The 26,397-nt window shown below is 47.4% G+C and carries 25 protein-coding genes and 2 other annotated features; of the genes, 18 read left to right on the forward strand and 7 right to left on the reverse strand.

The window, feature by feature from the left end; genetic code table 11:
• Positions 1 to 235 precede the first annotated feature (235 nt).
• From MKY23_RS06365 to MKY23_RS06375, 3 genes are all read left to right on the forward strand, one after another.
• Positions 236 to 1,147: an ABC transporter ATP-binding protein gene (locus MKY23_RS06365; RefSeq protein WP_339836403.1), complete on the forward strand. Its 912-nt coding sequence runs from the start codon at positions 236 to 238 to the stop codon at positions 1,145 to 1,147.
• Complete coding sequence (locus MKY23_RS06370; protein WP_339836406.1) at positions 1,140 to 1,931, forward strand: ABC transporter permease; 792 nt, start codon at positions 1,140 to 1,142, stop codon at positions 1,929 to 1,931. Before MKY23_RS06365 ends, MKY23_RS06370 begins: the two co-directional genes overlap by 8 nt.
• A 128-nt stretch (positions 1,932 to 2,059) precedes the next feature.
• Positions 2,060 to 3,136 (forward strand): AI-2E family transporter, encoded by a 1,077-nt coding sequence (locus MKY23_RS06375; protein WP_339836409.1) that lies wholly within the window; start codon positions 2,060 to 2,062, stop codon positions 3,134 to 3,136.
• Between the two features lie 80 nt (positions 3,137 to 3,216).
• Here MKY23_RS06375 and MKY23_RS06380 read toward each other — a convergent pair whose 3' ends face one another.
• The gene (locus MKY23_RS06380; RefSeq protein WP_090918245.1) at positions 3,217 to 4,569 is read right to left on the reverse strand and encodes a hemolysin family protein; all 1,353 of its coding nucleotides are present in this window, start codon (positions 4,567 to 4,569) and stop codon (positions 3,217 to 3,219) included.
• 321 nt (positions 4,570 to 4,890) lie between these two features.
• Here MKY23_RS06380 and cls point away from each other — a divergent pair, with 321 nt between their 5' ends.
• Entirely contained in the window at positions 4,891 to 6,330 is a 1,440-nt protein-coding gene (cls, locus tag MKY23_RS06385) for a cardiolipin synthase (protein WP_221787839.1), read from the forward strand.
• Positions 6,331 to 6,683: 353 nt separating this feature from the next.
• Positions 6,684 to 7,595, forward strand: coding sequence for a YitT family protein (locus MKY23_RS06390; RefSeq protein WP_154890835.1), 912 nt, complete (start codon positions 6,684 to 6,686; stop codon positions 7,593 to 7,595).
• A 66-nt stretch (positions 7,596 to 7,661) separates the two neighbouring features.
• Here MKY23_RS06390 and ligD read toward each other — a convergent pair whose 3' ends face one another.
• The 5 genes from ligD to MKY23_RS06415 all read right to left on the reverse strand — a co-directional run bounded on the left by ligD (position 7,662) and on the right by MKY23_RS06415 (position 13,122).
• The gene (ligD, locus tag MKY23_RS06395; RefSeq protein ID WP_336122732.1) at positions 7,662 to 8,552 is read right to left on the reverse strand and encodes a non-homologous end-joining DNA ligase; all 891 of its coding nucleotides are present in this window, start codon (positions 8,550 to 8,552) and stop codon (positions 7,662 to 7,664) included.
• Between the two features lie 14 nt (positions 8,553 to 8,566).
• On the reverse strand, positions 8,567 to 9,526 hold the full coding sequence (locus tag MKY23_RS06400; protein WP_339836413.1) for a DNA ligase: 960 nt from the start codon (positions 9,524 to 9,526) through the stop codon (positions 8,567 to 8,569).
• A gap of 64 nt (positions 9,527 to 9,590) precedes the next feature.
• Positions 9,591 to 10,688, reverse strand: coding sequence for an endospore germination permease (locus MKY23_RS06405; protein ID WP_339836416.1), 1,098 nt, complete (start codon positions 10,686 to 10,688; stop codon positions 9,591 to 9,593).
• A 236-nt stretch (positions 10,689 to 10,924) separates the two neighbouring features.
• Positions 10,925 to 11,794 carry a VOC family protein gene (locus MKY23_RS06410; protein WP_090918232.1) on the reverse strand — a complete coding sequence of 290 codons (870 nt, stop codon included), beginning with the start codon at positions 11,792 to 11,794 and terminating at the stop codon, positions 10,925 to 10,927.
• Between the two features lie 413 nt (positions 11,795 to 12,207).
• On the reverse strand, positions 12,208 to 13,122 hold the full coding sequence (locus MKY23_RS06415) for a Ku protein (protein WP_154982735.1): 915 nt from the start codon (positions 13,120 to 13,122) through the stop codon (positions 12,208 to 12,210).
• Positions 13,123 to 13,298: 176 nt separating this feature from the next.
• On the opposite strand from MKY23_RS06415, the gene MKY23_RS06420 reads away from it, so the two are divergent.
• From MKY23_RS06420 to MKY23_RS06450, 7 genes are all read left to right on the forward strand, one after another.
• The gene (locus MKY23_RS06420) at positions 13,299 to 13,598 is read left to right on the forward strand and encodes a hypothetical protein (RefSeq protein WP_090918228.1); all 300 of its coding nucleotides are present in this window, start codon (positions 13,299 to 13,301) and stop codon (positions 13,596 to 13,598) included.
• Positions 13,599 to 13,602: 4 nt separating this feature from the next.
• Entirely contained in the window at positions 13,603 to 13,779 is a 177-nt protein-coding gene (locus tag MKY23_RS06425) for an H-type small acid-soluble spore protein (RefSeq protein ID WP_090918464.1), read from the forward strand.
• A 250-nt stretch (positions 13,780 to 14,029) separates the two neighbouring features.
• Entirely contained in the window at positions 14,030 to 14,515 is a 486-nt protein-coding gene (gene tsaE, locus MKY23_RS06430) for a tRNA (adenosine(37)-N6)-threonylcarbamoyltransferase complex ATPase subunit type 1 TsaE (RefSeq protein WP_154982736.1), read from the forward strand.
• On the forward strand, positions 14,512 to 15,432 hold the full coding sequence (tsaB, locus tag MKY23_RS06435) for a tRNA (adenosine(37)-N6)-threonylcarbamoyltransferase complex dimerization subunit type 1 TsaB (protein ID WP_244159257.1): 921 nt from the start codon (positions 14,512 to 14,514) through the stop codon (positions 15,430 to 15,432). The genes tsaE and tsaB overlap by 4 nt, the downstream gene beginning before the upstream one ends.
• Positions 15,433 to 15,449: 17 nt before the next feature.
• Positions 15,450 to 15,971 (forward strand): ribosomal protein S18-alanine N-acetyltransferase, encoded by a 522-nt coding sequence (gene rimI, locus MKY23_RS06440; RefSeq protein WP_090918224.1) that lies wholly within the window; start codon positions 15,450 to 15,452, stop codon positions 15,969 to 15,971.
• A complete protein-coding gene (gene tsaD / locus MKY23_RS06445) occupies positions 15,968 to 17,026 on the forward strand; it encodes a tRNA (adenosine(37)-N6)-threonylcarbamoyltransferase complex transferase subunit TsaD (RefSeq protein ID WP_090918222.1) in 1,059 nt (352 codons plus the stop codon). The genes rimI and tsaD overlap by 4 nt, the downstream gene beginning before the upstream one ends.
• 91 nt (positions 17,027 to 17,117) lie before the next feature.
• Positions 17,118 to 17,478, forward strand: a binding site (T-box leader).
• Between the two features lie 70 nt (positions 17,479 to 17,548).
• Positions 17,549 to 17,895, forward strand: a binding site (T-box leader).
• A 216-nt stretch (positions 17,896 to 18,111) separates the two neighbouring features.
• Entirely contained in the window at positions 18,112 to 19,671 is a 1,560-nt protein-coding gene (locus MKY23_RS06450; protein WP_154982739.1) for a 2-isopropylmalate synthase, read from the forward strand.
• A 764-nt stretch (positions 19,672 to 20,435) separates the two neighbouring features.
• Here the strand turns inward: MKY23_RS06450 and MKY23_RS06455 are convergent.
• Positions 20,436 to 22,397 carry an ABC-F family ATP-binding cassette domain-containing protein gene (locus tag MKY23_RS06455; RefSeq protein WP_154890845.1) on the reverse strand — a complete coding sequence of 654 codons (1,962 nt, stop codon included), beginning with the start codon at positions 22,395 to 22,397 and terminating at the stop codon, positions 20,436 to 20,438.
• A 278-nt stretch (positions 22,398 to 22,675) separates the two neighbouring features.
• Between MKY23_RS06455 and MKY23_RS06460 the strand changes: the two genes are divergently transcribed.
• From MKY23_RS06460 to groES, 6 genes are all read left to right on the forward strand, one after another.
• Entirely contained in the window at positions 22,676 to 23,314 is a 639-nt protein-coding gene (locus MKY23_RS06460) for a 5-formyltetrahydrofolate cyclo-ligase (protein WP_339836432.1), read from the forward strand.
• A gap of 15 nt (positions 23,315 to 23,329) precedes the next feature.
• The gene (gene moaC, locus MKY23_RS06465; protein ID WP_339836434.1) at positions 23,330 to 23,833 is read left to right on the forward strand and encodes a cyclic pyranopterin monophosphate synthase MoaC; all 504 of its coding nucleotides are present in this window, start codon (positions 23,330 to 23,332) and stop codon (positions 23,831 to 23,833) included.
• A 37-nt stretch (positions 23,834 to 23,870) separates the two neighbouring features.
• A complete protein-coding gene (locus tag MKY23_RS06470; RefSeq protein ID WP_017690080.1) occupies positions 23,871 to 24,356 on the forward strand; it encodes a MogA/MoaB family molybdenum cofactor biosynthesis protein in 486 nt (161 codons plus the stop codon).
• Positions 24,357 to 24,507: 151 nt separating this feature from the next.
• The gene (gene tatA, locus MKY23_RS06475) at positions 24,508 to 24,756 is read left to right on the forward strand and encodes a twin-arginine translocase TatA/TatE family subunit (RefSeq protein ID WP_090918211.1); all 249 of its coding nucleotides are present in this window, start codon (positions 24,508 to 24,510) and stop codon (positions 24,754 to 24,756) included.
• A gap of 78 nt (positions 24,757 to 24,834) precedes the next feature.
• On the forward strand, positions 24,835 to 25,617 hold the full coding sequence (tatC, locus tag MKY23_RS06480; RefSeq protein ID WP_154958534.1) for a twin-arginine translocase subunit TatC: 783 nt from the start codon (positions 24,835 to 24,837) through the stop codon (positions 25,615 to 25,617).
• Between the two features lie 494 nt (positions 25,618 to 26,111).
• Complete coding sequence (gene groES, locus MKY23_RS06485) at positions 26,112 to 26,393, forward strand: co-chaperone GroES (protein WP_090918205.1); 282 nt, start codon at positions 26,112 to 26,114, stop codon at positions 26,391 to 26,393.
• Positions 26,394 to 26,397: the final 4 nt, after the last annotated feature.

Here is a 26,397-nt window from a genome sequence, read left to right on the forward strand (position 1 = left end):
TGTGTCGGTCGCTAGAGACGCCGCCCAGAAGCCAGAGGGCAATGGAGGCAATCACGTGTTTCGTACTGGATTTTACCGGAGTGAAATGCCACTTGGATGCTGTGAGGCGTGTGTAGTTGAGTCAAAACGAGAAGGTAAGTCCCAGTTTGCAGGACAATATACTAAAGATTATGATACACTATGCTCATATGAGAAACGGGCATGAAATAAGTCCGTCCATGAAGGAGAGGATTGAATGCAGCAGGAGCCGGTCGTCCGACTTCAAGGCGTCAGTAAAATCATTTCCTCCCGATCATTGGTCAGTGACCTGACCCTGGATATTTCTCCGGGGCAGGTTTTTGGTTTTTTAGGACCAAATGGCGCGGGGAAAACAACAACGATTCGAATGATGGTAGGTCTGATGTCCATTAGTAAAGGAGATATTTTCATCTCTGGACACAGTGTAAAGAATGGGTTTGAAGAGGCGATAGCCCAGGTGGGGGCGATTGTGGAAAATCCGGAAATGTACAAGTTTCTGACCGGATATCAGAATCTGGTGCATTTTGCCCGTATGTCACCTGGCGTTACCAAGGAACGTATTGCAGAGACCATTGAGCGTGTGGGCCTAACAGCGCGGATTCATGACAAGGTAAAAACCTATTCTTTGGGTATGCGTCAGCGCCTTGGTGTCGCACAGGCTATATTACATAGACCTAAGCTGTTAGTTCTGGATGAGCCAACGAACGGTCTCGACCCACAGGGCATAAGGGAGTTGAGAGATTATCTGCGGCTCCTCACCCATGAAGAGGGGATTACCGTGTTTGTATCAAGCCATCTGTTGTCCGAGATGGAATTGATGTGTGACACCGTAGCTATTATTCAGAACGGTAAACTGATTGATGTTCGAAATCTGCGGGATGAGCAAGGTTCAGATGCTTTAATTGAAGTTGCGTTTGAAGTCGATGACGCTGAACGTGCTGTTGAACTCATGGAGGGTGAGGCAGTTATTCAGGGTAAGGTTATCGTGTTGTCTCTCTCTCGAGAGCAGATTCCAGCGGTCAATGCCAAACTGGTACGTGAAGGCGTGCAGGTTTATGCCATTCGTAGTGTGACTCGTACGCTGGAAGATCAATTTTTGCAAGTGACTGGAGGTGGCGGCATTGGGTAGTTTCGGCAATCTGCTACTGAATGAAAATATGAAGGTGTTCCGTCGTGTACGTACCTGGATTATGTTAGCTATTCTTGTTCTGATCTCATTGCTCATGCCTGTCTTAATGAGAGAAGGCATGGGGTCAAGTGATACCTTGTTTTGGCAACCTGCGGCTACAACAGTTCAGATTGCATTTTTTCTGAATACCATCTTCTGTGTAGTCATTGCAGCAGAAACGGTGGCGGGTGAATTTACATGGGGAACCATTAAACTGTTACTGATCCGACCATGGTCACGCAGTAAAATTTTGGCTTCCAAATATCTCACTGTAGTAGGCTTTAGTATATTAAGCACACTACTGGTGATTGGTATGGCCATGCTTAGCTCGTATATTCTCTTCTCTCATGAGGTTTCGGTAGACAGCAGTATAATCGCAGCTGATGTGTTTACGAGATGGGGATATCTGTATATCGATCTGTTTATTACACTTGCGATTGCCTTTATGGTCTCCTCGGTATTTCGTTCAGGTGCACTTGCGATTGGTTTGTCCTTGTTTATTATGTTTACACAAAATATATTCTCACTGATCTTTAATCCGGATCGTTATGAATGGGCTAAATATGTTCTGTTCAATAATATGAACTTGAGCAAATATATGAACTCTTCATCGGATATGGGCTTGATGAATGGAGCAAGTGAGGGCATGACTCTCGGGTTCTCCCTGGCAGTTCTCGCTGCATATTATGTCATCTTTATGGTGATTTCCTGGGTTGTGTTCAACAAAAGAGATGTGGCAGGTTAACTCCTGCCTCTTTTTTGTTTTCATGTGGCATAGCTGTCTATTCAGGGTACATACTGGTATTGTAATGTTAGAATCATATTATCGTCGCAGTCACTTTGGCATGGCAGCGCATGGAGGGATCATTTTTCTTGATTAACAACAAATTTTACCGCATATGCACAGCAATTATTTTACTGTTGCTGATCGTGTATTTGGGGGATAAGGTCAACTTTATTTTCCGCCCTCTCACTTCGCTGATTCATATCATTATTATCCCGCTCTTGATTGCAGGATTTTTCTACTATCTGTTGCGTCCGCTCGTGGACTTCATGGAGCGGCACAAAATCAAAAGGGCACTGTCTGTCCTGATTATTTATGTGGCTGTTGGACTCCTCATCGCAGGATTCAGCGTTCTCGTGTGGCCTTCCCTGCGGGAGCAGTTATGGAATTTTATCGAAAATACACCTAAGCTTGTCTCATCTCTTGTAGAGCAGATTAAAGCACTGGAAAACAATCGTTTTCTTGCCCGTTACCTGCCTGAGAATTCGGACTTGTTTACTAGATTGTCCGATTATTTAAGTCAGGGGATTACGCAGGTTACGGATTATGTCTCTGGTCTGTTTTCCGTCGTGTCCAACTTGGTCATTATTTTGGCAACATTTCCGATTATGCTCTATTACATGCTCAAGGAAGGCAACAAATTTGGAACCAACTTGACGCTGTTATTGCCGAGACATTACCGAAAAGATGGGGAAGAGACGGTGCATGAAATTGATGAGGCTCTGAGTAATTATATTGTAGGCCGGGTTATCGTTAATGTGGCGCTGGGCATTCTCATGTTTATCGGTTTTCTTCTTATCGGGTTGCCTTATGCGCTATTGTTAACGGTTGTGTCCATTATTCTGAACTTTATCCCTTATGTAGGGGCGCTACTGGCGGCGATTCCTGTTGTGATTGTTGCTTTTATCGACTCGCCTTCCATGGCTCTCTGGTCTCTGATCATTATCGTCGTTGCACAGCAAATACAGGATAATCTTATCTCTCCTTATGTGTATGGCAAACAGCTAGATATTCATCCGTTGACTACGGTGATCCTGCTGCTCGTTGGAGCCGACCTTGGCAACATTCTAGGTATGATTATTATTATTCCGCTCTACATGATCCTTAAGATTATATTTAAGAAAATCCAGAACCGGATTGTTGAAGATCGAGCAGATGCCAAATAAGATGTAGGTAAGATATTTCATCCCTCAGCATAAAGAAAAGGTCTGTCCACGTCGGAAATGACGTGGACAGACCTTTTAAATCAAACGTTTGTTTCTTTCTCGTCTTCATCGGTGTAGTCTGACATGTTCAGTGGTTCTTTCGGGACGATAGCCACCTTGTAAAAGCGATTTTTATCTTTTTCCAGCAGGACAAAGGTTAGGTTTTCGTATTCATATTCTTCCTGTTCGTTCATCTCCGGACGGTGGCTGTATAGCCATCCACCAATCGTATCCCACTCGTCCGCATCAAGCGAAGACATGAACATATCGTTGACCTTGGACAGCGAAACCTTACCATCCATGATGATATAATGCTCATTCACAATCTGAATTTCTTCTTCTTCGTCTGCGTCGAACTCATCGCGAATCTCACCAACAATCTGCTCCAATACGTCTTCAATCGTTACAATCCCCGACGTGCCTCCATACTCGTCGACGAGAACAGCAATATGCACGCCATCCTTCTGCATTTTTTTAAGCAGATCCTTGACTGGAGTTGTCTCATGAACAGCCGAAACGGGCTGAATGAGGGAAGACAGGTCGACGGGTTCATCATTACCATACAGTTCTAAGAAAAATTGTTTCGTATTTATGATACCGATAATATCGTCTTTGCTCTCATTAACGACTGGAAAGCGAGTGTATTGCTCTTCGCGAATGATCTCTAGATTTTCCTCGTTCGTTTTATTTAGATAAAGGCAGACCATGTCGGTCCGGGGAACCATGATCTCTTTGGCCAGCATCTCATCAAATGCAAAAATTCGGCTAACATACCCAAATTCCGCCTGATTGATTTTACCACTCTCAAAGCTCTCGTTAATAATGATCTGGAGCTCTTCTTCAGAGTGTGCGTCTTCATGTTCCGAAGCAGGCTTGATGCCAAACAATTTGACCAGTTGGTTCGCAGAGCCGTTTAACAGCCAGATAAAAGGATACATCACTCGGTTAAACAAGATGATAGGACCGGATGTCAACAGTGCGACAGTCTCGGCTTTGCGGATCGCTATCGTTTTGGGTGCAAGCTCACCCACAACAACGTGTAAATACGTGATCGCTACAAAGGCAATGACAAAGGACAAAAATGAAGCGAGTGCATCCGGGATGCTCATGCTTTCGAACACCGGGTGGAGGATTTTCTCTACCGTGGGTTCACCGAGCCAGCCCAGTCCGAGAGACGTAATCGTAATCCCAAGCTGACAAGCAGACAGATATCCGTCTAGGTTAGCGACGGCCTGCTTCACAGCGAGCGCCCGTTTGTTCCCTTCTGCAATCATTTGGTCGATCCGACTCGGACGAACCCGTACCAGAGCGAACTCCACTGCCACAAAAAATGCCGATAACCCTATCAAAAATGCAACCAAAACCAAATTTAACGCATACCTCTCACTGTCCATTCACTACTCTTCTCCTTTTATGTAATAAGTTTTAACGAGTATTATATCTAATTTTACGTAAGAAGACCACCTTTACCGGAAGAAAAGAGGAAGAGTCTGGAAAGGGAGTTATGCAAAACAGTGTTGAAGTTAGGTTATGTAAAGTTTTATCTAAGTATTCGTTACGAATGAGGTCTACATTGGGTATCTATGATTAGCTGGGAACAATATCGTCAAAGCTGTTTAGAATGAGAGCGAAGAAAAGGATGGAGATCCAGATTACGGAATATTACAAAACAGACAATTAAAATATTATAGCGTATGTACTAAGGGGGAGGCCACATGTTCTGGCTGGTCATTATTTTACTTGTTTTTATTTTTCAAGCGGCTACGATTCTTGTGCTGGAGTTCCGCAATCCAGCCAAAGCAGTGGCTTGGCTGTTCATCTTATTTTGTGTGCCCTTAATCGGATTTGTTGTGTATTATTTCGTGGCTCAGGACTACAGTAAACGCAAAAAGCTGCGAAAGGGCGGGTCCCGCATCTTCAGAGAAATGCGGGAAACGATCTGGAAACAGGCGCACATTATAGAAGAGATTGCCCAAATGCCAGGGGATAGGTATAACCACCAGCAACGTTTATTCAACCTGTTATCCCACTTGTCCGAAAGCCCGATTACGGGATGTAACCGGAGTAAAGTGCTTACCAATGGGGAAGAGGCATTTGCCGCTATGCTTAGAGAGATGGAGAAGGCGAAGCACCATCTACATGTCGAGTTCTATATTTTCAGAGATGATGTGATCGGTACTCGCTTTCAACAGGTCATGATCCGTAAAGCGCAGGAGGGAGTGAAAGTCAGGTTCATCTGTGACGGGCTTGGCAGTCATAAACTGAGCTGGAGTTTTATCCGCAAGCTTCAGGATGCGGGTGTTGAGTTTCATTTTTTCCTGCCACCGCTCATTGCGACGATTGATCGCAGAGTTAATTACCGAAACCACCGTAAAATTGTAGTTGTGGACGGAAAGGTTGGTTTTGTTGGCGGTATTAACGTCGGAGATGACTATCTGGGTCAATACCCGGAGGTTGGATTTTGGAGAGATACCCATGTGCAGATTGAAGGAGATGCTGTCTATTTCCTGCAAAGCACGTTTCTTAACGACTGGAAGCTGGCCTCGGGAAAACGGATTATGGAGCCGCAGCTCGGAGAGTTGTTTCCACCTCATATTTGCAGCGGCGGAGAACGAATTCAGATTTTAGGTAGTGGACCTGATCAAGATTGGGACGCCATTCAGGAGATGTGTTTTGGCGCGATTTCAGTAGCCTGTGAACGGATATATATTACAACACCGTATTTCATTCCTGATCCAGCTCTTTACGAGGCTCTCAAGACCGCCGCGGTCAGTGGAGTGGATGTGCGAATTATTATTCCGTATCAATCTGATTCACGGTTAGTGCATCTGGCATCTCTTTCTTATGTTGAAGAGTTGCTACGTGCCGGTGTGAAATTTTATCAATACCGCAAAGGTTTTGTACATGCCAAAGTGATGATTGTCGATGAATTACTGGCGACAGTAGGGACGGCCAACATGGATATGCGCAGTTTCTTTTATAATTTTGAATTGACGGCTGTATTGTTTGAAAGCTCTGCGATTCATCGTCTGATGCATGATTTTGAACGTGACCTAGAGGAGTGTAGCCAAATAGATACTTTCGCTTTCCAACATCGCTCACGTCTGCAAAAAGGGGCTGAAATGCTTTCTCGCATGCTTTCTCCGCTTCTTTAGCCGATTTAGGGCAGATTTCTGAAGATAAATTCACTTTTTTTGAATTTATCTTCTTTTTGCTAAGTCTTTTGCTCCAATTTGATCTTTTATGATATAATAGTTACATAAATCATGTCGTGATGAAGGAGGGGAGTCTGGGGAAACAGGCTCCCTTTTGCTCTCTTTTGGAAGTGTGATCCGGCAAGCAGTACATCTTGAATCTATTTTATATCGCCTTTAGATGCCCGTTTTGATGGTGGGTTAAAGTACATGAAGAATACAGTTTGGCTCGTTTTCTACATGCAGCTTCCCCGTGGAGTGATTTAATGGATATATAAAATGGATTCACATTCTGATTTTACGGGGGGGATACCATGTCCAATGTAACGGTGAAAGAATTAACGGCCAAGCAAGCCGACCGCGGCGTCAAAAGCTCGGTGTTTACGCTGAAATTTCTGCAACGTATTGTAATGATCCTGATCGGTGCTGTGCTCATGGCTGTATCGCTTGAAGTATTCCTCGTGCCAAACGGCGTCATCGACGGCGGTATCACGGGGATCTCGATTATGGTTTCAGAGCTTACACATCTGCCGCTGGGGATATTTCTGACTTTGCTCAATATGCCTTTTCTAATCCTTGGTTACAAGCAGATTGGTAAGACCTTTGCATTATCTACTTTGCTGGGAATCGTCGTGATGTCTATCGGCACGTCTCTATTGCATGAAGTACCGGCACTGACACCCGGTGAACCACTTCTGGGTGCTGTATTCGGCGGATTGATCCTGGGTGTGGGAGTAGGTCTCGTCATTCGTTCAGGTGGTTCACTGGACGGTACAGAGATCGTTGCTATTCTGTTTAGTGAGAAATCACCGCTGTCTGTGGGACAGATCGTATTGATTATTAACGTATTTATTTTCGCGGGTGCTGGATTTGTATTCGGCTGGCCGAACGCTCTGTACTCGATGATTGCCTATTACATTGCCATGAAGATGATTGATATCGTGAATGAAGGGCTGGATCAGTCCAAGTCGGTCTGGATCATCAGTGAGAAGTATCGTGATATCGGTTCCGCGTTGACAGATCGTCTCGGACGTGGTGTAACGTATTTGGACGGAGAAGGCGGATTCAGCGGGGATGAGAAAAAGATCATTTTTGTTGTCATCACTCGTTTGGAAGAAGCCAAGCTGAAGTCCATTGTTGAGGATTGGGACCCGCAGGCCTTTGTAGCTATCGGTAACATTCACGATGTGAAGGGCGGACGTTTCAAGAAAAAAGGCATCCATTAGCGAAGCTTTCTGCTCGATATGACTCTACTATACCAATAGCCGATATCCTGAATCACAGGATATCGGCTATTTTTTCTTGAGATGTTTCAGAATCAGTTCGATAGGTTGCGGTGGCACTGCTGCAATCAGGTCGCCAACGGTTGTCAGGCGTTCAATAATATTCATAAGGTGATAATCCTGAATAGAGACATCACGGCGCACTTCATCCCAAGTCAGGGGAGTGGAGACTGTTCCCCGTGGCTTTGCGCGAGGGGTATAGGGAGCAGCTAATGTTTTGCCGCCATAATGCTGGAGATAATCAAAGTAAATTCGATCACCCCGATCTTTTTTGAGCCGTTCCAGCGTAAACAAATCAGGATGTTTTTGCGTGACATATTTACCTACAAAATGACCAATATCCCGTAACTCATCAAATGTTACACCCGGAGTAATTGGTACAATAATTTGAACACCTGTGGCGCCAGAGGTTTTGGGAACGGATTGCAACCCGAGGGAGGACAATGTTTCACCTACAATCAAGGCGGCCTGCATGATCCGCGGCTCGTGCTCCATCGAAGGGTCGAGATCAATCATCCATTCACAGGGTAGCGTACTGTTAATCGCATGAAGCGAAGGATGGAATTCTAGTGCGGCCAGATTTCCTAACCAGAGAAGTTCAGGTAGCCCGTTCATGACAATATACCGTATACCTTCATGATCCTGTGTTTGAACGAAATCAGGCACAGGCTCCGGTGCATTTTTCTGATAAAAGAACGTGTCACCAGCGCCATGAGGGTAGCGAATGGTTGTCAGTAAACGGTTGTGAGTGTAGGTTAGCAGATAAGGAGCCAGTGCGGCCAACTTTTGCAAATAGATGGCTTTGGTAATCCCTGCCTCTGGCCATAACAGCTTGTCTGGATTCGTAACCGTGAGTTCTACACCCTCAATCTTGATGGAGCCTTTGACTTTGTGTGGCACCATTGCACCTCCTTTTACTGGAATTCATGTTGTAACTGGCTCGCCAGGCAGTCCTCCCGTGTTACTTCTGCAAAGGTTTGGATGCTAGGATGTCTCAGTGTGCGATGATGCGTCAGTTCCATATACTGCACCTTAAGTCCAATCTCGGGTTGTACCCAAGTTGTCTCTGCGCTACGCTCAGGAATGTTATGGAACGGCCTATCCTTTATGATAAGTGGTTGCACCTGTGAAGTGAGTTCCCGCCAGCGATTAATGTTTAACTTCCCTGTTCCTACGTGACCAATATAGATAAAATTTGGTCCGTCATATACGCCAATCGCAACGGCGTTGACGATTCCATCACGATATGTAACGCCCCCGATCATGGCGTACAGATCATGCATGATCTTCACCTTCTGCCAGCGTGAGTCCTTGCTACCGATCCCGTAGGTGCTGGTGAGATCCTTGCAGACGATGCCTTCCATCTGATGTTGCCTCATAACGCTTAGCAAAGTAGATGCATCCGTTGAGTTGGTTACTTCCTGAACATGAGTGCTGGTATGTAGCACTTGGTGAAGCAGCTGCTGACGGGCAGATAGCGTCAGATCTGTGACCCAATTTCCATCGTAATATAGAATGTCAAAAACCATATAAGTTATCGGTATCTGCTGTTTGGCTTGAGCAATGTTATCCGGCTTGCTCATGCGATCTCGGCGAAGTACGTGATAAAAGGAAGGACGTCCCGTATCCGGATCGAGAGCGATGATCTCACCGTCCAAAATGTATGAGTTGCCCTCGCATAGATTGCGCGGTCCCACTAGTTCTGGATACTGGGTCGTCCGGTCGTGTAACCTGCGATTGACCAGCCGTAACTCTTGCCCGTTCTCATAGGCGAGCATGCGTACACCATCCCACTTGATCTGGGCAATCCACTGGGAGCCTGTGGGTAAAGTGTCTCGGGATACAGGTTCAAACGGACTAACAGGTTTGATCATGTGTTACTCCATTCCTTCCTTAAGCCAGCCACGTATGAGGATTAAATCAAATGCGTGGAGGGCATTAATGTTTTTGCAACTTATGTTTCAAATGATGAATCAGGATCAACAGCAGCGGCAGAAAAATGCCACAGGTTAAATCCCAGTCAATCCAATAGGGAATGATCACTTTCAGATAGAAGGTTTCATTCGGAGCGATCAGGATGGAACATGTTAAAATAAGAAATGCCGCTGGGAAGATGAGATTCCGATAGCTGGACAAGCGAAACAGATGAGCGAGCCCAAGCACAAAGCTGTAGAAGAAGAGCACACTTTTGAAAAATACAGCGATAACCCAGACGGAAGCCATAATAGCCTCAATGCGTTCTAAAAAGTTACCAATGTTAATCAGACGGGACAGATTAAATGAAGTAAACCAGTAATGCTGTGTCATGAATGGTCCCATAATAAGCAGACACATACTTATGGTTAGCGTTAACATTAATCCGCCGATCATACCCATGAGCAAAAAATCTCTTTTCAGATGAGGGCGTTGCTCTGTGTAAGGCAATAACATCATGAAAATACATAATTCACAGTACGGATATGTAAGTACAGCGATAAAGCCTTTGAACGGATCAAGGAATCCCCGACCAAGAATGGGTTTTATATTGTCGAGCTCTGCCTTGGGGAGTAGGCATAGGGTGAGAATAATCAAGAACAGGACAACGATAGGCAACAGGATTTCTGCAGTCCTTCCCATGTTAGGGAGTCCCGATCGCAATCCCCAAGTCAGGGCGCAGATGAATGTCAGGTGCAACACCCATAATGGCGAATTTCTCAGAATGTTCGTCGTCATAAAGTCTCCCATTTCACGGATAAACGTCGATGCACCAATCAGAAAATAAAAAATATAGAATGCGCTGATCACAGCACCCACCCAAGGCCCCAGCACCCGGAGTACATGTTCAATTAAATTCAGACGCGGATCCAAGCGATATACAGCGAGCATGATCAGAAGCACACCTATTCCGCCTCCTACGCCAAGCAATGAAGAGACCCAGGCATCCTGCTGGGCATAAGATGTGATCATCGAGGGGAAAAAGAGGATCTGCTCACCGATTGTGCAAAGGAACATCAGCGAAGCAAGCTGCCTGACGGTCAAACGTCCCTTTTCAATCATTCAATAAATCTCCTTCGTCTGACAATGTTTAAGTCTGAGTTAGGATGTACCAATATTTACGGTTTTATCAGAAGTATAAAAAAAGCCCGACCCTTTACCTCCTAAGGAAGCTTTGGAGGAACGAGGTCAGGCTTTTTTTTGCAGTAACAAGTTTGATCAAGAGAAGGAATGCAGAATGAAATCGGTAGAGTGAATGGATGGTAACAGTTTGTGTTCAAAGTAACATGAATTGAGCTTTAGGCCTCTGCAATCAGGCGGATTCCGATGTTTTGCGGGTCTGCTGCATACCATGCATCACCATCGGGACGTACTTCAACGCCAGACTCGCGCAGACGTTCAACGGCCTGCTCAACTTCATGGTTATGGGCATACACAATGGTGAAATAGTTGATTCCCGTAGCATTGGCAGGATTGATTGGAGCGTTAACTCCGGCCCAAATATTCAGTCCCAGATGGTGATGGTAGCCTCCGGCAGACACAAACAGTGCTGACATATTGGCAAAGTTGCCTACAACATCAAATCCGAGAATACCGGAGTAGAAGCTGCGGGCTTCCTCCAGACTGCGAACGTGAAAGTGAACATGACCGATAACGGTGCCAGCTGGCAAGCCATCCCAAGTTTCACTTGCCGACAGATCAAACAAGCTTTGCACATCCACTGGATCGCTTGCCATGACGTAATTATTGTCAGCATCCCGTTTCCAAGTATCACGAGGGCGGTCGGCATAGATTTCAATCCCGTTCAAATCGGGATCAGAGATATAAAAGGCTTCACTCACTAGGTGATCTCCTTGACCAATATCGATCCCGGATGCGACAAGATTACGAACGGCAAGTCCAAGCGACTTGCGGTCAGGTAACAGAATGGCAAAGTGGTACAGTCCGGCATGGGAGCGCTCGGGCAAAGTGATGCTGTTGCTCACTTCTTCAAGGCGAAGAAGGACGTTCTTTCCGTCCGCTGTCATTGTGGCAATATGATCTTGGCGTGTCAGTAGTTTAAGGCCAACAACGTCCGTATAAAACTGGATGGACCGATCTAGATTGCTAATTTTGAGACTGACTTCACCTAGATGGGTTGTGGCTGGGATTTGATAAGTCGTACTCATGGTTATATCCTCCTTATAATGACTTCTCATCGTGAACAAATCACAAATTATAATGTGTGAATATTAAATATTGGAACGAAGTGCATATCGATGTAAAAGTGAGCCTTGAAACATGTTATTTTTTGAAAATGAAGCTCATCACTTTATAAATATAAATAAGTTACTTTTCATAAGTTAATATAAAATATTTACTTTGTTTAGTCAATAACTTAGTCGATATTGTTTCATCAAAAGTGTCTGAGATGTTTGTTTAATTGGGGATGGTCATAGTGGCGAGTCGAGGGTGGTGACAGATAAATGATCCACCACTTGCTAACGAACCGATAGGGCAGTCTTGGGATCATGGTGACCCAATTACGTCCGGTCCGTTAGATATAAGCGGGGCCCTCAACCCTCCTACTCCAACAGCACGCTTAAGCTTTGGGTTTAGCGGGGGATTTTTTGCGTTTCGGAGTTGCAGGTGTAGCATCGGTTTCTCCTCCAGCAACAGCCTGGGCGGTTGTTTTGCGCGGAGCGCGTTTTTTAGGTTTAGCCGTGGTTGTTCCAGGGTCTGAAGGAATGGGCTTTACTGCTTCAATACTTGCTTGAAGTGCAGCCATAAGATCCATCACATTAGCTTCCGGTTTGGCTGGAGCGATCTTGATCTCCTCCCCAGCAACCTTGTGTTGAATGAGGTCAAGCAACTTTGCCCGATAATCATCTGTATATTTACCAGGTTCAAACGGAGTTGAAAGTTGGTCGATTAGCAGTTTGGCCATCGTGAGTTCTTTTTCGTTTACATTTTGAACTTCAGGAAGGTTAGGAACCTGAGACACGGGACGGATCTCATCCGGGTAAAAAATAGTTTCCATCGACAAGCAGTCTTCCAGAACGCGGATGGCGGCGAGACTACTTTTGGAGCGAATGGAGATTTTAGCAATGCCTATTTTTCCCGTATCCCGCATGGCGTTCATGAGAAGCTGATAGGCATTACCACCAGCCTGATCAGGAGAGAGATAATAGGTTTTTTGAAAATAGATCGGGTCAATCTCAGTCAAATCCACAAAATCCAGAATGGTAATGGTTTTGCTACTGGACTCGTTTAAAGCCTCAAGTTCTTCTTTTTCGAAAAGAACAAATTTGCCCTTTTCATATTCATAGCCTTTGGTGATCTCTTCCCATTTGACTTCGACCTCACAGGAGGGGCACTGGCGTACATAAGCGAGCGGACTTCCGCAAACGTTATGAATGTAACGCATGGAGATATCTTTGTCCTCCGTAGCCGAGAACATTTTGACAGGGACATGCACGAGACCAAAACTGATCGCACCTTTCCAGACCGTATGCATAAAGGCGACTCCTTTCAAATTTCTTATTTGTTAATAGTATGGGCAGCTGTTGTAAGGGATAGTCGTAAACCCTTGATTGTATGGTGGTTAGGGATATCTAGATGGGGGTCTTCAGCATTTTGTATGGTTCAGCAAGAGTCGGGGATGATAACAGAAACATGATGGGGAGGTGCCAGATGAAGAACAGGCGAGATGAGGAAGAGGCGCACAAGCACACGTTTACCCCCTACCCTCTGGAGGATGCCGAGAGTGCAGAAGAGTTTTATACGCCGGCAGCAGATGTCAATTGGGAAGCGGTAACTTCAGAGAAACTGCCGCTCGATCGTGAATCCTTTATGCTGGATATCGATCGTATGGTGAATGAAGGTTTGGGCGGCGGTCAGGTTACAGAGGATAATGGTTATATTGGGGATAGTACGACAGATACGATTGTGCAAGAGGATCACAATGATGACCCGGAAGGAGACTACGAATAGTATGATGGATGCTAAACGGGCAAAAGCTATTTATAATTCCAAAGATACAATCGCGGTGACGCTTGAAGGCGAGCCTGTCTGGATTGAAAATGTGGATGAGGCAAACGGCATGGCAACGGTACAGGTGGGCAGCAGACCAGGGAACACCCAAACGGTGCGAGTGGATCGTCTGGAAGAGTAGCAGTCATAAAAATGTGACAAGTACAGCGGAAACTAGAGGTTATTGTCATTCTGGAATTCAATGAAAGTGCGGCCGATACCGGGAGGTATCGGTTTTTTAGGTTCAGATCCTTTCTGTGATTACGCAAAGAGATGGTTATAAAGTCTAACCTTTCCAGCATGTTCCTTCGATGTTGCGGGCAAGGAAAGGGACCGATATAATAAGGTTCAAAGTGAACTCAGACGGAAGACCGTCAAAGGTGGGGCGTATATTGAATCAGACGCACGAGCAGTGGGTGTATCACTCCCACAGCATTGCAGATACAGAAACGCTTGCGGCTGCACTTGCGGCGCAGGCACAGGCTGGCATGGTTATTGCACTGGACGGCGATTTGGGTGCGGGTAAAACCGCTTTTTCTCAGAAGTTTGCCTGGCATTTGGGCGTGAGAGATGTTGTAAGCAGTCCAACTTTCACGCTGATCAAGGAATACGAGGGTCGATTGCCGCTATATCACATGGATGTGTATCGCATATCGTTGGAAGAAGCGGATGAGCTGGGTCTTGAAGAATATTTTTATGGTGCGGGAGTCAGTCTGGTGGAATGGTCCAGCATCATTCCTGAGTTGTTACCCGAAGAGCATCTTCATGTGCAGATTGAGACGACAGGTCTGGAAGATCGAACGATAACGCTGGATGGGTATGGTGAGGGATATGCCGCGCTATGTCGACAGTTCAGACAGAATGGAGTTATAGGATGATACAAGGTTTTGGAAATGAAGGGACGAACGAAGGTTTAGGGAAAGAAGAAGCATTAAGGAATGATGGGACGATCGAGGAGCAAAAAAAGCCGCGTCAGCGGTTTTTGGTGTTGGATACATCTACCGCGGTGATGGCTGCAGCGGTGATGGAGGAGCGGTCGCTACTGGAAGAGCGCAATGAGCGAGCAGAGCGTAATCACTCGGTGCACGTCGTGCCTGTGATGGAGCAGTTGCTCGCTGCCAGCGGCACGAAGCCAGGCCAACTGGACGGGATTGCCGTCGGCATTGGACCGGGCTCGTACACGGGCATCCGCATTGCGGTGACCGCGGCAAAGACGCTGGCCTGGGCGTGGGACATCCCCGTTGCCGGGGTGTCCAGCCTGCAGGCCCTCGCCTGGGGCGGCTGGCACAGCGGCCTCGCCGCCAAGGCGCAAGCTGCGGCAGATGATGCCGCAGCCGGGGCTGGCGGAACGCCATCCGCGGACCAGGGCGGCACGAGTGCCGCCCCTGTCCACTGGATCGTTCCGCTCGTGGATGCGCGGCGCGGTCAAGCCTATACCGCGCTGTTCGCCTCAGCCGGCGGCGATACACCCCGCCGGCTGGCGCCGGATGCCATCCGTCAAGTGAACGGATGGCTGGAAGAGCTCGCCGCCCGCTTGGCGGAGGCGGCGCCGGAAGAGCGGCCCGCTGCCGTCTGGATCGTCGGCGAGACGGGCCAACATGCGGCGGCAGCGGCAGAGCTTCGCTGCCCCGCAGGAACGGCGCTCCAGCTCGTACCGTATGAGCTGGAAGGCCGCTGGATTGGGCGCCTCGGCGCCGAAGCGCTGCTTGCAGGTCAGCGCGATGACGTACATGCCCTGGTGCCGAACTACACCCAGCTGTCCGAAGCCGAAGCCAACCTGCTGCGCAAAGGCTGAAGGGAGAGGGAGAGCGGATGGACAACGTAGCGAATGAAGGACAGGAGACCATGTTTCAGTTCAGACTCATGACCGTGGCAGATATTCCTGACGTGATGGAGATTGAGCATGAAGCATTTACCCTCCCTTGGACGGAAGAGGCATTTCACAATGAATTGAAGCATAATCATTTTGCTAAATATATGGTCATGGAGCTGGACGGGACTGCTATTGGATATGCGGGAATGTGGACGATTATGGACGAAGCGCATATTACCAATATAGCGGTGAGAAAAGCCTACCAGGGCCGCAAACTGGGCGAGAAACTGCTGGACGAGTTAATGAAGACAGCGGCCTACCTCGGCATGGAGCGAATGACACTGGAAGTTCGGGTGTCGAATGTCGTGGCTCAGAATTTGTATCAGAAAAAAGGGTTTGAATCGGCAGGTCTGCGCAAAGGGTATTACTCCGATAACGGAGAAGATGCAATGATCATGTGGGCGGTACTTCCGCCTGCGGGCCGGAGCGGCGAAGAGGAAGGAAGCGTAATGGATTCATGAATGATCTTATAGATAATCAAGGCGGAACTCCATCCTACATTCTGGCGGTAGAGACCAGCTGCGATGAAACATCGGTAGCTGTGGTCAAAGATGGACGTGAAGTGCTGTCCAATCTCATCTCTAGTCAGATCGAGACACATAAAGCGTTTGGCGGAGTTGTGCCCGAGGTGGCTTCACGCAAACACGTTGAAGTGATTACGCTAATGCTGGAGCAAGCGATCGAGCAGTCTGGCATTCGCCCGCGTGATCTGAGCGCGATTGCGGTTACGCAGGGACCTGGATTGGTCGGCGCATTGCTAGTGGGTATCGTAGCAGCGAAGACGCTTGCGATGGCTCTGGGTAAACCGCTGATCGGCACCCATCATATTGCGGGTCATATTTATGCGAATCGTCTTGTGCGAGAGTTGCAATATCCAGCGATGGCACTAGTCGTATCCGGGGGACATACAGAGCTTGTACATCTGGAGTCCGAGGGCAAGTTCAAGCTGATTGGACGCACTCGGGACGATGCTGTCGGTGAAGCATATGACAAAGTCGCTCGTGCGCTCGGCTGTCCATATCCGGGAGGGCCGCATGTAGACCGCATGGCATCTGAAGCTGAAGATGTTGTTCCTTTGCCACGAGTGTGGCTTGAAGCAGGGTCCTATGATTTCAGTCTAAGTGGCTTGAAATCGGCTGTACTCAACGCACTGAATCAGGCCAAGATGCGTGGTGAAACACTGGAACCGTCTGCGGTGGCACGTGGTTTTCAAGAAGCTGTCGTTGAAGTGCTTGTGGAAAAAGCGGTACGTGCTGTTCGTGAATATGGCTCACGTCAATTACTTCTGTGCGGTGGGGTTGCTGCCAATCGCGGTTTGCGGACTGCTCTGCAGGAACGCTGTGCGAAGGAAGGACTTGAACTCGTCATCCCGCCAATGGAATATTGTACGGATAATGCAGCCATGATCGGCGCGGCAGCACATCTGAAATGGATTCGCGGCGAGGGGACTAATTTTGACGCGAAGGCGGACCCGGGACTTTCTCTGGAAGCCTGGTCGGTTCAGACCGAAGCGTAAAGTTCTCTCTTTTTTGAAATGAATGGTTGACAGCGGTTTGTGGAGAATGTATATTAGTTACAAATTTAAACAGGAATTATCTCCTGAACTGAAAAACGCGATGAACAGGAACAGTAAGGTCACTCCGGGTCATTAGAGAGCTGCGGGATGGTGCAACGTAGCCGAAGGAAACCTGAAACTCACCTGGAAGCGGAACGATGGAACACGGCTAGCAAGAAACGGGCCGAAGGCTGAAGCCAGCCGACAGTATATCGTTACGGGTTGCCTCCGTGAATGGGCCATTGTGCTCGGGTCGAAGCATATTAGAACGAAACGGAGACAACTTCCGTTACGCTAATTACGAAGTGTAGAGATCGATGCACAATACTAAGGGGACTTTCAAGCTGCTATTCGAACAGGCTTGAGGTCAACAAGAGTGGTACCGCGAAGGTGAACAGCCTGTCGTCTCTTGCATTATGCAGGAGAAGGCAGGCTTTTTTGATTTTTATTTTTTGATCAATATTCACAATAAATATCATATTAACAAACGTAATGAACGGGAGCAGTAGAACGGCAAAAGCGCTCAGAGAGCTGCGGGGTGGTGCGACGCAGTGGCTGGAATCGTTTGAATCTCGCCCGGGAACAGAGCTTTGGAAACATGAGAAGAGGCAGAGCTTGCTCGTCACGAAACGAGACGGTGTCAACTCATGTGTACTTAGCAACGGTTAACCTCCGTTACAGGGTGTTTCTCTGAAATGTTACGGTTTCGCCGTAGTTAGGATGAAGTCTAATGAACTTTTTGGAGAACACGAGGTGGATGGTGTCAGTGCAGGCTGAGCCATCAAGCGAGAGTGGTACCGCGGAGGGGAGAATAACCCGCCGTCTCTTTGATGAGATGGCGGGTTATTTGTTTTGCTGCCGGCAGAAGGGTGGGCGAAAGGGAACAACCATATGGATGCAAGTCTGATCAGGAAATCTGGAACAACAGTTGTTCAGGGTGTAAGTCGACGTACACTTTGAACCATCACACATCACATTGAACATAACTTTTCACAAACCAAACATATACGAAACCGATATCCCAAAATTAATGGAGGTTAATGAATATGACAACCAATCCGAACAAACGCAAGATTGACATTTTTGATACAACGCTTCGAGATGGAGAGCAAGCACCCGGAGCTAGCCTGCATCCTGAGCAAAAAATAGAGCTGGCTCACCAGCTGGCAGCGCTTGGCATTGACGTCATTGAGCCTGGATTCCCCATCTCCAGCCCAGGGGAGTTTGAGGCGGTTCAGGCGATCTCGAGACAATTGCAGCAGGTGGAAATCTGCGGATTTGCACGTGCAGTCAAAGGCGATATCGATGCTGCGGTGAAGGCTACAGCAGATGCGGCCCGGCGACGAATCCACCTGTTTATATCCTCGTCTGATATTCATATTGAGCATCAGCTACGCCGTCCACGCAGTGAAGTGGTGGCAACGGCTCGGGAGATGGTCTCCTATGCACGCCAGTTTACGGATACCGTGGAGTTCACGGCCATGGACGCTGCGCGTACCAAGATGGATGATCTGATTGAAATGATTGAAGTGGCCATTGAGGCAGGGGCGAGTATTATTAATCTGCCGGATACCGTTGGTTATGCGCTGCCGCATGAGTATGGAGAGATGTTCCGACGCGTACGTGAAGGGGCGCGGGGCGGCGATAAAGTTCGCTATAGTGCCCACTGCCATAACGATCTGGGGCTTGCCGTGGCAAACAGTCTGGCTGCCATTGCGAATGGTGCTTCCCAGATTGAAGTGACGATTAACGGGATTGGGGAACGGACAGGAAATTGTGCGTTAGAGGAACTGATTATGGCGCTGGAAACACGCGGAGATGTGATCGGAGCCACGACCAACATCAAGCTGAATCAGCTGTATGAGACATCTCGCCAGATTAGCCGGGCCATGCATTTCCCGATTGCTTACAACAAACCGGTTGTTGGACGTAACGCCTTCCAGCATGAGTCGGGCATCCATCAGGACGGTTTGCTGAAAAACCGCAATACGTATGAGATTATGGACCCGGAAGCACTGGGCATTCCGCGCAGTATGATTATTCTGGGGAAACACTCCGGTCGTCACGCTCTGAAGGATCGGGTGCGCAAATACGGATTTGAACCGGATGAGCAACAAATGGAACAGCTGTACGAAGTGTTCAAAGTTACCGCAGATCAGCAAAAAGTGGTAAGTGATGACCAGTTGTTGCAAATGGTAAGCCAAACGATGAATATTCCGGCACAGGACTATGAATTGGTTGAGCTGCAAGTGACGGCAGGTAGCATGACAGACCGCATGGCTGCGGTCCGTATTCGTACGAGTGCAGGGGAACAGTCCTACTCTGCCGTAGGCAAAGGTCCTGTAGATGCGACGATCCAGGCTATCGGGCAGTGTATCTCAGATGACATTACGTTTGTTGATATGGAGATGCATGCCTTGAGTGGGGGAGAAGGAGCCAGCGCGGAAGCCGTGATCACCGTAGAACGTGCCGGACGAGAGTTCAGGGGTACAGCAACACATCATGATATTGTCATGGCTGCAGGTTTGGCTTACGTTGCGGCATGTAATGCAGCTGGACTGAAAGCGGAATCTGTTGCGGATAGTGAAGAGGTGTCTGTACATTAAGGTGCATTAGATATGTGATTATGATATAGCAAAAAAAAAGCTAAAAAGGGTTCCTTCCCGCCATGATTTGTGCGGAATGGAACCCTTTTTCTGTTTTTAATGATAGGAGCAGAGTAGGAACACGCTCGCTTGCCCATTTAAAATATGAAAGAATGGAATAAACGAAAAACCATATAGCAATAATCAAATCTGTCAAGGTGTGACTATAGTTATCCACATATCCAGTATAATTTGTGGGTAACTAAGGTGAAGTACTGCAACATGTGTTTTCGAAACATGAGGTTCTCAGGGGATAGAATGCATCTGAGTTACCAACATTGCTGTGGATAATGTGGATAAAACGGTGGATAAATATGGTTTTTTCATACAAAGCTTATTATACCAACGTTTGATTACATGAAAAGGGTTGTGAAATGTTACTCATTGTTGTGGATAATAAAAGGGGATGCCTTCCGAAATTTATTTTACGTAATCCATGGATATTTGACAAATGTGAAAATATGATATTTGATCTCTACCAAGCTGAGAGTGTTGAAGTTATTTTATCAGCGAGTCCCGCGTCTTCTAAATCGCTGGTTTCCTACACAATACAAGAGGCTCCACGTTACTTTCGTAACACGGAGCCTCTTGTACATTTTCAGCTGTTTGTCGTTCACATCACTACATCCGATATACCCGACCTCATGTCTTATCGTGGGCTATAACTCATTTTATTAAAATTGAGATGTAGAATCACAGACAGAATCATCACGCGGAATCACAGCTTAGCCCATCGCTAGGTTTTCCCACTCTTCATAAGCTTTTGCAAGAAGACTTTTGTGCTCCTCCGATGACTGCTGCAACTCCTGTAATTTCATATAATCCTGATACACTTCTGGCAAAGTCATCTGTTCTTCGAGCGAAGTGATTTCGGACTCCAATTCGGCAATCTGTTGCTCCAGAGCTTCCTGTCTGCGCTGTCTGTTTCGTTCTTCGCGTTTGGCTTGTTTATCTGCCTCGAAGGAAGCGGCACCGGATTTTTCAGTTGTTGCTGAACCGGCACTTGCTGTTGAAGAAGCGGATTTGGAAGCGGCCTGGCGAGCCTCGGCGGCCTCACGTGCAATGTCCTCCAATTCCTGCTTTTTCTCCACGTAATCGTCATAGTTACCGAGGTATTGCTCAGTGCCGCCCGGATGAAGCTCAACGATCCGTTCTGCCATTTTGTTCAGGAAGTACCGGTCATGTGAGATAAAGAGCAGCGTTCCTTCGTAATCCATTAAGGCGGCTTCCAGCACTTCTTTGGCGAAGAGGTCGAGATGGTTCGTCGGCTCATCGAGAATAAGCACATTGGCTTCCTTCAGCATGAGCTTGGACAGAGACACACGAGCCTTCTCTCCACCGCTGAGCGAGGATATTTTTTTGAGCACATCGTCACCGCTGAACAAAAAGTTACCCAGTACGGTCCGAATGCGCGCTTCTTCCATGCCTGGATAAGCACTCCACAGTTCTTCGAGCACCGTGTTGGACGGATTCAGTCCAGTCTGCTCCTGGTCATAATAACCGATCTGTACTTTGGTGCCCCACTGAATATCACCCTGCACAGGACGAAGACTGCCGGTAAGACATTTCAGCATCGTTGATTTTCCGATCCCGTTAGGCCCAATCAGGGCCACGGTTTCACCACGTCGTAACTCGAAGGACACATTGCGGAACAGAGGCGACCCCTCATCGTATGCAACGGATAACTGATCGACACGCAGGACTTCCTTGCCAGACATAACAGCGGTCTCAAATGAAAAATGGGCTTTTTTGAGATCGCCAAGTGGTTTATCCAGACGATCCATTTTCTCCAGTGCTTTGCGACGACTTTGGGCACGCTTCGTCGTTGAAGCGCGTACGATGTTCTTTTGCACAAAGTCCTCCATCTTGGAGATTTCATCCTGTTGTTTCTCGTATTGTTTCATCTGAATCTCATACTCTGCTGCCTTCAGCTCCATATAGCGACTGTAATTACCCGTATATTTTTTGGAGCGATGACGTTCGATTTCAACGATTGTCGTTACAAGTCTGTCGAGGAAGTACCGGTCATGGGATACAACTAACAGTGCGCCAGAGTATCCTCTCAAATAATCTTCCAGCCATGTCAAGGTTGCGATGTCCAGATAGTTGGTAGGCTCGTCCAGCATAAGCAGATCGGGAGCTTGCAACAGAATGCGGGCTAATGCGAGTCTGGTCTTCTGACCGCCGCTGAGTGTGCTGATGGGGGTGTCTGGGGAGAATTCACCAAAACCCATACCATGCAGTACGCTGCGAATGCGCGTTTCCATCTCGTAACCGCCATGATCCTTGAACCAGTCCGAGCGTCTTGCATAGCGTTCCAGCAGATCAGCGTATTGCTTTTCATCTCCCATTCGTGCGGGATCGGCAATATCATGCTCCATCTGTCTCAGTTCAGCTTCGGTCTGGGTCAGATGAGCGAAGACATGCATCATTTCTTCCCAGATACTGCGGTTAGACTGCAGGCCGCTATTCTGCGCGAGGTAACCAAGCGTTGTTTCTTTGGATTTGAAGATTTGTCCGCCGTCATGGGACATTTCTCCAGCGATGATTTTGAGTAAAGTGGATTTTCCTGCACCGTTAACGCCAACCAGTCCGATGCGCTCACGTTCTAATATTTGTAAGTTCACGCCGTCCAGGATTGGATCGACACCAAAACGTTTAATAATTCCGGATACTTGCAGCAACATAGAATTAAGTTCCTCCATAGGTCGAGTTCTGAAATAGACACTTACTTCTCAGTTTACATGAAATACAGAGCAAATGCACCGGTTGGGAACGGCTACGGCTTGTAGTCTTTTTGGTCAATCAGTGATAAACTGAAAGAAGGCATGTTATACCATGACGATTTTGCAGAAAATGAATCATTTGAACCTGATCATCCAGATGACATCTTGTCTTAACATATAAGTGCAATGGCTTGAATTTATTTTTTACCTTCCACATCAACAGGAGGTTCGTCAGCATTATGCAGGATCATGCGGAACAGAAGAAGCAGCTTCGCTCCCGGCTTAGACAGCTACGCGATCGTTTGGACGAGCAGATGCGTCAGCAAGCCAGCATGCGGATGAATGACGGACTAAAGCGTGAACTGGATCGCCTGCGGCTAAGCAAGAACAGGCAAAAGCGTGAGCCGCTGGTTATTTTCAGCTACCTGTCTTATGGCAGTGAGGCTTCCACCGATTTTCTTTTTGAAGAAGGGTGGAAACAAGGGGATGTGTTGCTAGCGCCCAAAGTGCTCGCTGATCCGCCACGAATGGAACTGCGGCGAGTGACGAGCCAGGAGGATATTGAACCAGGCGTTTGGGGCATACCTGAACCTAAGGCGTCTTGTGAAGTGTTGCAACCCGAAGATTGGCCGGCTTTGGATCTGGTGCTGGTACCCGGACTGGGTTACGACCTTCAAGGAGGACGTATCGGATACGGTGGTGGTTATTACGACCGGTTTGCAGCGAGTCTTGAGAACCATTGTGCTAAGCAAGGTAAAAGACCTCTCATGGCTGCTTTGGTATTACCTGGCCAGTTGGAGCCGGACATTCCGATGGACCCGCTAGATCTGCGGCTGGATCTGTTGATAACACCCGAAGGTATATTACATATCGAATAAAGGGTTGTGATGTGATTGAACTCAGAAGTAAACCAAGGTCAATCTTCCAGTGGGAAGCTGACTCATTTTAATGAACAGGGACGAGCCCGGATGGTCGATATTTCGGGTAAGGATGTTACGGTACGTACAGCTGTCGCTGTAACGAAAGTCACGATGAACCCGGAGACACTGGAAGCCATCCGCCAAGGCCGCATTGAAAAAGGCGATGTGCTCGCGGTTGCTCAGATTGCCGGTATTCAAGGCGCGAAAAAAACGTCGGATTGGATTCCGATGTGCCATCCGCTTGCACTGAATGGTGTGGATATTCGTTTTCATGATAACGGCGTGGACGAACTCCATATCGAAGCAACCGTTAAGACAGAAGGCAAAACAGGTGTCGAGATGGAGGCACTCACGGCTGCCTCGGCTGCGGCACTTACGGTCTATGACATGTGCAAGGCGATGCAAAAAGATATGATCATCGGCCCGACAATGCTGCAGTCCAAGAGCGGCGGTAAAAACGGTGATTTCAACCGATAACGGATAATTATTTTCATAGAGGAGAAGGGTGATCTTTATGGTGTGGAGAACAGCAATCCTGACAGCCAGTGACAAAGGGGCCCGTGGAGAACGTGAGGATACAAGTGCGCAGGTGATACGGGAACTTGTAGAAGAAGAACTGGGTGGTCAGATCGTGGAGTATCGGATCGTTCCGGATGAGCCTGATGAGATTATTGCGGCATTAATCGAGATGACCGATTATTTTCACGCCGATCTTGTACTAACAACGGGTGGAACGGAGCTGGCCATTCGGGATATTACGCCTGAAGCGACCAGACGAGTGATTGAACGTGAAGTTCCCGGCATGGCGGAAGCGATGAGATATAGTGTGATGAGTAAAAATCGCTCTGCGATGTTGTTCCGCGGGGTATGCGGAATTCGCGGCCGCACATTGATTGTGAATCTGCCGGGTACGCCGAAGGGTGTGCACGAACATCTGGCAGCCATTATGGACCAGCTTCCGGAAGCGCTCCTGATGGTAACAGGCCAATTCAAGCAATAAGGAAAATAAAGCACAGTTATAACATTTTGCGGGTTATGTAAGTGGTTACATCTGTGGTATGATGGGCATAAATCCAAATGCAGTTCAGACATCTGATGAATCGGGCTTCGGATATGCGCATGTTGAACGCTTGAAACAAGGAGGAAGATCTATGTTAAGTCAAATTGGACCAACAGGATTTATTTTGCTGGCCGTGATTGCATTGCTGTTGTTTGGGCCTAACAAGTTGCCGGAATTGGGACGGGCTGTCGGGCGTACGTTCCGCGAGTTCAAGGAAGGCGCACGTGATATTATTTCGGACGATGATGCTTCCAGCCGGAAAGAGCAGGAAAAAGCGAAACCGGTAGCAGCTGATACAACGGCCGCTGAGAAACCTGTGGATAAACGCCTGCCGGAATAAGTTTCATGGCTATGAGAGAGACCCCTTCCTGCCGGAAGGGTTTTGTATTTTAAAGCTGAAATTCCAGGGGAGGCAGGCATGACGCGGCAAAATGAAGAAATGACGCTTACCGAACATCTGAGTGAGCTGCGCAAGCGGCTGATCTATGTATTGAGCATTTTTATTCTGGGACTGATTGCAGGTTTTTTCGTGGCAGACCCGGTTTATCAGTATTTGACGAAGGCAGAGACGGCCAAGGGCTTCGTACTGCATGCGTTCTCGTTCTGGGACGGTATCGGGATATATATGAAGATTGCCGGGCTCTTTTCCATTATTATCACGTTGCCTTTTACGGTGTACCAGCTCTGGAAGTTTGTGAGTCCTGGTCTGCGGCCACAAGAACGTAAGGCATCTCTGAAGTATGTGCCTTATGTATTTCTACTGTTTCTGGTGGGTGTCGCCTTTTCGTATTATGTTGTTTTTCCAATGGCGCTCGCGTTCACAACCACGATTACAGAGAAAATGGGACTTGTCGAGACATATGGTATGAAGCAGTACTTCAGTTTCCTGTTTGGCATTGTATTGCCAGTGTCACTGCTGTTTGAGTTGCCACTGCTGATTATGTTCTTGACAGGGCTACGCATTCTGAATCCGATTCGTCTGCGTAAAATGCGCAAAATTTCTTATTTCGTGCTGATTTTTATTGCAGTGGTCATTACGCCGCCAGATTTCATATCTGATCTGCTCGTCATGATCCCGTTGTTGCTCTTGTATGAGATCAGTGTGTTTCTATCCGCCATTGTGTATCGCAAGCAACTTGCAGCCGATCAGGAGATTGAAGCTCGTTATGTGCGGACCGAGGACAACCAGCATACAGGGTAGAGAATTCTATAGTTTATGTATTTAGAGGGAGAATGCTGCCTGCATCAAAATGAAGTGCGGGTGGAGGAAAAATCTACTCGCCTGAAGACCCGGAGAAGACGATTTGTTCTGATCCGGGTCTTCTGGTTCTATTGGAAGATGAGAAGAGATCTGGACATGCAGGCATATTATACGGGACGATGGATACAATGGAAAAGGGGATATGAGGCGAAGTTTGCATCTAAGGCAACGAATCTCGTAAAATAGAAGGCATGAATGTAACATTCATCCAGCTGTACCAGGCGTGATTTGGCTTATTGGATATAAGTGGTCAAGCTGTATGGATGTAAATTCAACGTAAATTCTCGCAAGAATTCATCAAAAAGACTTGAAATCATGCTTCAAGTTGAGTATCATAAAGTTGGTTGTTAGCACTGAACACTGTCGAGTGCTAATACATATGGCTGCAACCTACAAATGCAAGGCTATATAATTTTAAAAGGAGGCTATTTTTCATGATCAGACCTTTAGGTGAACGCGTATTGGTAGAACCACTGGAGCAAGAGCAAACGACTTCTTTCGGGATCGTACTTCCGGACTCCGCCAAAGAAAAACCGCAAGAGGGTAAAATCATTGCAGTTGGTGCGGGTGCATTGAAAGACGGCGTACGTGTAGCTCTGGAAGTGAAAGAAGGAGACCGCGTTATTTTCTCCAAATATGCCGGTACAGAAATCAAATTCGAAGGTAAAGAATATTTGATTATGAAAGAGAGCGACATTCACGCGATTCTCGACTAATCTC

This window comes from Paenibacillus sp. FSL R7-0272 (assembly GCF_037969905.1).
In the GTDB taxonomy this organism is placed as follows: domain Bacteria; phylum Bacillota; class Bacilli; order Paenibacillales; family Paenibacillaceae; genus Paenibacillus; species Paenibacillus polysaccharolyticus.